The 6,000-nt window shown below is 40.8% G+C and carries 6 protein-coding genes; all 6 read right to left on the bottom strand.

From position 1 onward, the window contains the following. Window positions 1–534: 534 nt before the first annotated feature. Entirely contained in the window at window positions 535–1,704 is a 1,170-nt protein-coding gene (gene ftsZ / locus HC179_RS09195) for a cell division protein FtsZ (protein WP_060665815.1), read from the bottom strand. A 218-nt stretch (window positions 1,705–1,922) separates the two neighbouring features. Continuing rightward, window positions 1,923–3,215, bottom strand: a complete 1,293-nt coding sequence (gene ftsA, locus HC179_RS09190) for a cell division protein FtsA (RefSeq protein WP_168864057.1) — start codon at window positions 3,213–3,215, stop codon at window positions 1,923–1,925. Between the two features lie 112 nt (window positions 3,216–3,327). Next, window positions 3,328–3,690 carry a small basic family protein gene (locus HC179_RS09185; RefSeq protein ID WP_060665813.1) on the bottom strand — a complete coding sequence of 121 codons (363 nt, stop codon included), beginning with the start codon at window positions 3,688–3,690 and terminating at the stop codon, window positions 3,328–3,330. Between the two features lie 2 nt (window positions 3,691–3,692). After that, window positions 3,693–4,409: a DUF881 domain-containing protein gene (locus HC179_RS09180; protein ID WP_168864056.1), complete on the bottom strand. Its 717-nt coding sequence runs from the start codon at window positions 4,407–4,409 to the stop codon at window positions 3,693–3,695. A 39-nt stretch (window positions 4,410–4,448) separates the two neighbouring features. Next, window positions 4,449–5,135 carry a DUF881 domain-containing protein gene (locus HC179_RS09175; protein WP_168864055.1) on the bottom strand — a complete coding sequence of 229 codons (687 nt, stop codon included), beginning with the start codon at window positions 5,133–5,135 and terminating at the stop codon, window positions 4,449–4,451. Beyond that, window positions 5,119–5,910 (bottom strand): cell division protein FtsQ/DivIB, encoded by a 792-nt coding sequence (locus HC179_RS09170; protein ID WP_168864054.1) that lies wholly within the window; start codon window positions 5,908–5,910, stop codon window positions 5,119–5,121. The genes HC179_RS09175 and HC179_RS09170 overlap by 17 nt, the downstream gene beginning before the upstream one ends. Window positions 5,911–6,000: the final 90 nt, after the last annotated feature.

Below are 6,000 nucleotides of genomic sequence, written 5' to 3'. Positions count from 1 at the left end.
GCGGCGATGAAGACTTCTCGTCTCCTTTTTCCTGCTTACTGAAGTCTTCATGATGACCATGAGGACCTCCCTTCTCCTTTTTCCTCGTCACGCAGGTCTTCATAGCGGTGATGAAGACTTCTCTTTTCCTTTTTCCTCCTTACTGAAGTCTTCATGATGACCATGAGGACCTCCCTTTTCCTTTTTCCTCCTCACGCAGGTCTTCATTGCGGCGATGAAGACTTCTCGGCTCCTTTTTCCTCCTTACTGGAGTCTTCAGGATGACCATGAGGACCTCCCTTCTCCTTTTTCCTCGTCACGCAGGTCTTCATTGCGGCGATGAAGACTTCTCGGCTCCTTTTTCCTCCTTACTGAAGTCTTCATGATAACCATGAGGACCTCCCTTCTCCTTTTACCTACTCCCACACGTCTTCATCCCGACGTTCAAGAATTACCTAGACAACTATGCCAACATTTCCTTAAACAAAAAAAAAGCACCAAACCATCCTCAAAAATGGTTTGGTGCTTTTGGTTTAAGCCTGCAGCTAATGGAAATTAGCGGCGGCGGTTTCTGTTACGTAGGAATGTTGGGATATCCAACGTTTCTTCTTGTTGCTGAGATTGCTGTTGGCGACGTGGTTCTTGTTGTTCTTGTTGTTGATGAACCGGCTCTTCACGTCTTACTTCACGTTGCGGTTGTTGTGGCTTCTGCGCTGGAGCTTTTTGCGCTCCGAACACTGGACGTGCACCTTGTTTTGTATGGTTAATTTCTGCTTCGCTGAAACCTGTAGCGATAACCGTTACAACGATTTCGTCTTTAAGATTTTCATTGATAACAGAACCAAATATCATGTTCACTTCTTGATCAGAAGCGGATGCCACGATGTCTGCAGCTTCCTGTACTTCATACAAGCTTAAGTTAGTGCCACCTGTAATGTTCATTAATACACCTTGAGCTCCGTCGATAGAAGTTTCAAGTAGTGGAGAAGATACAGCTTTTTTCGCTGCTTCGGCTGCACGATTTTCACCTGTTGCAACACCAATACCCATCAATGCAGAACCTTTGTTTGACATGATTGTTTTCACATCGGCAAAGTCTAGGTTGATTAGTCCTGGAGTAGCGATCAAGTCAGAGATACCTTGTACACCTTGACGAAGTACGTTATCTGCTTCACGGAACGCTTCAAGCATTGGTGTATTTTTGTCCACGATTTCAAGTAGACGGTCGTTTGGAATGACGATTAACGTATCTACTCCTTCTTTCATGGAAGCGATACCGCCAGCTGCTTGAGTAGCACGCTTACGACCTTCGAAAGTAAACGGTCTTGTTACAACACCGACAGTCAATGCACCAAGATCACGTGCAATCTGTGCGATTACTGGAGCTGCACCGGTACCGGTACCTCCGCCCATACCAGCTGTGACAAATACCATGTCGGCACCTTTAAGAACTTCTTCTAATTGTTCTTTACTCTCTTCAGCAGCTTTTTTCCCTACTTCTGGATTTGCACCTGCTCCAAGACCACGAGTAAGTTTGCCACCGATTTGCATTTTCACTTCTGCTTTTGATAGGTTAAGAGCTTGAGCATCTGTGTTGACCGCGATGAACTCTACTCCTTGAACACCATGCTCTATCATACGGTTTACAGCGTTGTTACCGCCTCCACCAACTCCGATTACTTTTATGGTAGCTAATTGATCGATACTGTTATCAAAATCTAACATGACTGTTCCTCCTATTTCTCGAAAGTACTTGCAAGCTAAAGCTAGTAAGTTTACAAACACCGCTGTTATTTCCGCACTGGGCTTCGCTTGGGGGCTGACGAGAGCTTCCTCGGCCAACCTGCGGGGTCTCCACCTAGCGCTATCTCCCTCAGGTGTCTTCGCCCTGTGCTCCAATCAACAGCTATGTTATCCTAGCTACATTTCTTTGACTTTAGACCTTATTCAAAGAATAGTCCGAAGAATTTTTTTACTTTGTTGCCTACTTTTTCTTCTTCGTTTACTGGTTGCTTTGCCTGCTTTACTTTTTGTTGAGTTTGTTTTCCACTACGTTTTTCCGGGTATTCACTAGGTGCTGATGTAGTTTCAATTTTTCTTCCTTGCAGTTTTGCATTTTTGTAAGCAAATTGGATAAGCCCTACTCCTGTAGTATATTGAGGCTCTCTTACGCCTATATAATCCGGAACGGCTTTCCTTACATTATTGTTAAGAATTAATTGTGCCAATTCCAGAACTCCTGGCATGGCTACTACACCACCAGTTAATACGTATCCGCCAGGAATCTCCCGGACACCTAATCTTTTAATCTCATGTTGCACTAGCTCAAAAATCTCTTCCATTCTTGCTTCTATAATATCAGAGATTTCGAGTTGGCTGAATTGTTGGTGTTGATCGCTTCCGATAATAGGTACACTAAATACTTCTTCATCGGATGCATGGTCGTAAAAAGCATGTCCATGTTTTTGTTTGATTTTTTCTGCGTCTTCAGTGGAAGTACGTAAACCTATGGAAATGTCTTTCGTGATGTACTCCCCGCCAACTGGTAAAACACTTGTCGCCTTAAGGAATCCATCTTCATAAACGGCAATGGTAGTTGAACCTCCACCAATGTCTACAAGCGCCACACCAAGATTTCGCTCATCCTTTGACAATGCGATAGATCCAGATGCAAGTGGCTGCAAGCAGATATCCGTTATTTCCAATCCAGCTTTCTCTACACAACGCAGTAAGTTATGTAAGACTGTTTTTGATCCAGTGATGATGGTACCTTCCATTTCAAGTCGAACACCAAGCATTCCTCGTGGATCATTAATCTCATCCAATCCGTCAACAATGAATTGTTTTGGGATACAATCAATAATCTCTCTCTCAGGAGGGATGGAAAAGACTTGCGCCGCGTCAATCACCCTTGCGATGTCCTCGTCCCCTATCTCCCTGTTTTCACTAGAAACTGCTACCACTCCATGGCAATCCTGAAGTTGTACATGGTTTCCGGTGACGCCAACGACCACTCTATTAATTGGCATCCCTACCATTCTCTCAGCCTGTTCGATTGCCTTATTAATGGAATGAACAGTTTCATCTATGTCTACTATAGATCCTTTTCTTAAACCTGTTGATTTTACATTACCGACTCCAATAATATTTAAAGTATCATTCACCATTTCCCCAATGATTACTTTAACACTGGATGTACCGATGTCCAAACTGACGTATATTTCATTGCTGTTCATTCTATGGCACCTCCTTCTACTCCTAAAAAAACCAAATATTTAAGAACAACACCTGAAAAACATATTATATTAGAAAGTATTCCACAAATATGATGTTTTCCCTTTTTTAAAATCATTTTTTTTCGTTTTTTTCTTTAGAAAGCGTCCATTTTGACAATAATATTCTTCTTATGACTGCAATGTTCTGAAATAGCCTTACTCCAAAAGCAAATACTGCGGCTAAATATAAGTCTACACCAAGATGTACGCCTAGAAAAGCTAAACTTGCAGCTAGTAGGATATTAAAGAAAAAACCGGATACAAATACTTTATCATCATAATTATTTTGTAAATGAGCACGAATTCCACCGAACAATGTATCCAGTGCAGCAAGAACCGCAATTGATAAATAATTAGAATATTCATCAGGTACACGTATCTCTGAATATAGGCCCAAAACAATTCCTACGATCAAGCCCAGAAGAGGGAGCCACATAATCAGTTCCCCTCCTTCCCGGTTTTCACCGGTTCCATATGCTTTACGCGTATCTGCTCGTCATAAGGCGGAACGGTTACTTCGTTAATGGGTGTTGAAACTTCAAGCAGTAGGTTTTCTATCGCGAATTCATCCATTGCCCTTGATACTTGCAAACGATTATAAAGTTTTGTTGGGTCACTGATGATAACGATGATTTCAAAGTTTGCATTTGGAATCCAAGCATTGTTCACTTTCGTCCTACCATTTATTTCTCTTATAATCGTATTGCTAATAATTCGTTGATTGGCAATACTTATTTCTTCTACACCATAGGAATTCAATTCATTAACAAACCTTCTGAGGAGATCTGCAGATATGTTTTCCTGTATGTTTCCTAGGACATCTTCATCAAACAAAGGTTTGACAGTCATCTTTATGCCCGGTCCCTTCATTTCTGTTAACCCTGCTTCGACTTTTAGTTCTTCTAACGTTTCCCGAACGATAGTCTCTTTAGACTCATCACGTTCTTTGGAATAGTCTTGAAGTATTTTGTCATACTTTCTAATTTCTTGAATAATCTGTGATTGTATTTCTTGCTCACGATTCAAATCGCTCCTAAGTTGCCATGTATCACGAGTATCACGAATAATTGGCTGCTTTACGGTTTGAAATTGAATGGCAATCATCAATCCAACAATAATAGTAATAATGGTAAAACTAAATTTACGCTTGTCCATCTTGAACACCTTACCTCACCACAAAGCATGCATTCAGCCTTATCGAATAACAGGGTCAAGAACTACTTGATCTTTTTTTTGCATCTTCACTGTAATATTATCAGCAACCAATTGATCTTTCACCCCGCCAAGGATACTGAGTGCCGGAATGAGCACATCGGAATCTCCAATGGCAGTTATGACGAATGGCGCAGGATATTGATTTCCATCAATGGTTATAACAGGACCATTGCAAATAATATAGGAGTCTTTAGTAATTCTTTGTCCGTTTATGGCTATCCCTGCAGCACCTGATATAAACAGCTCATTCATTACCTTGAACACATGACTTTCGTGGACAATATAATTATTGATATTCTCCTCGGAAGGAACATAAGAAGCGTCGGCCAATGTTACTTCTACGCCTTCTCCTTGGACTTTGACATTACCATTGAACATACGAAGCTTTTCAACATCTTCCACTAGATTGAATAAAAGCTGTTCGCCTTCTGCAAGCTCTTCTTCTATGGTTTGAATTGCCTCTTGTTTTTCTTGTAGCTCTTTTTGTAATTCAAGATTTCGTTCTTCTGTCCTTATTAATGTTTCTCTAATTGCTCTATCACGTTGCCATTGTCTGTCAGTACCTACGACTTCTTCCTCGTTTGTTAGTTGAAACGAGTAAGAGACGATAAAGCCAAGGACTAGACAAACAAAGGACAAGACAACATGTTTACCCGTCACTTTCATCTGTTTCTTCCTCTTTCTCTCCACCAGTTTCGTACGGCTTGAAGAATGTACCCACTTCCAAATTGATGACACCTTTAACTTCTGGATCCAACTGTTCTACAATGGAAGGATAGGCGGCCATCTTCTCCGAGAAATCTCTAATCGTCGCACTAACTTCATAACCGTCATTCATGAACATGGTTATATGATAAGGGTCGATATCGGTTGGAGTATGATGTATTTCAGAAATGGAGTAAATGATGGATTCAGGTAATTTTATCAATTCAACAATAAAGTTCTCCACCATTTCACTGTTTTTCCAATTAAGCATGAGTGGCGCATCATCAGGCAAAGAATCCTCTTCATCAAGAACAGAGAGCATTTTGCCGTTTTCCATGACAGGGTAGTAATTTCCACTTTCATATATATATGCAATCCGCTTAAATTCTTCGACAACAATCTCAACACGGTTAGGGAAGATCCTCTGAACTTCCGACGAGGCAATTTCCTTGTGTTGCTGAATCAGTTCCGCTACTTTCTCTTCGTTTACACGCCAGATGCTTGTCTCTTCTGTCACACCACTTAATGTTATGACTTCCTTATCTGTGACATGTAAATTACCGCTTACAGTTATGCCAGAAACCTTACTAAGTGGAGATTGCGAGTAAATGATCAAAAACAACAAAATAAAGAATAAAGAAAGATATATAATTAATCTTCTGTTAGCCTTTTGCTTTCTCTGTTGTTTGATTTTAGGTACACGGTCTTCTAGCGTCACTACTTTCCCTTTTTCCATTAAAGACTATTTCACCCCACCGCGCGCCATGAAGCTACGCATGTTTTATACAATAATTTTCTAGCATAATTATATCATATGTGGGGTGAA

This window comes from Bacillus sp. RO1 (assembly GCF_012524115.1).
Lineage (GTDB): Bacteria > Bacillota > Bacilli > Bacillales > Bacillaceae_I > Sutcliffiella_A.
This window is presented reverse-complemented; position numbering and strand designations above follow the sequence as displayed.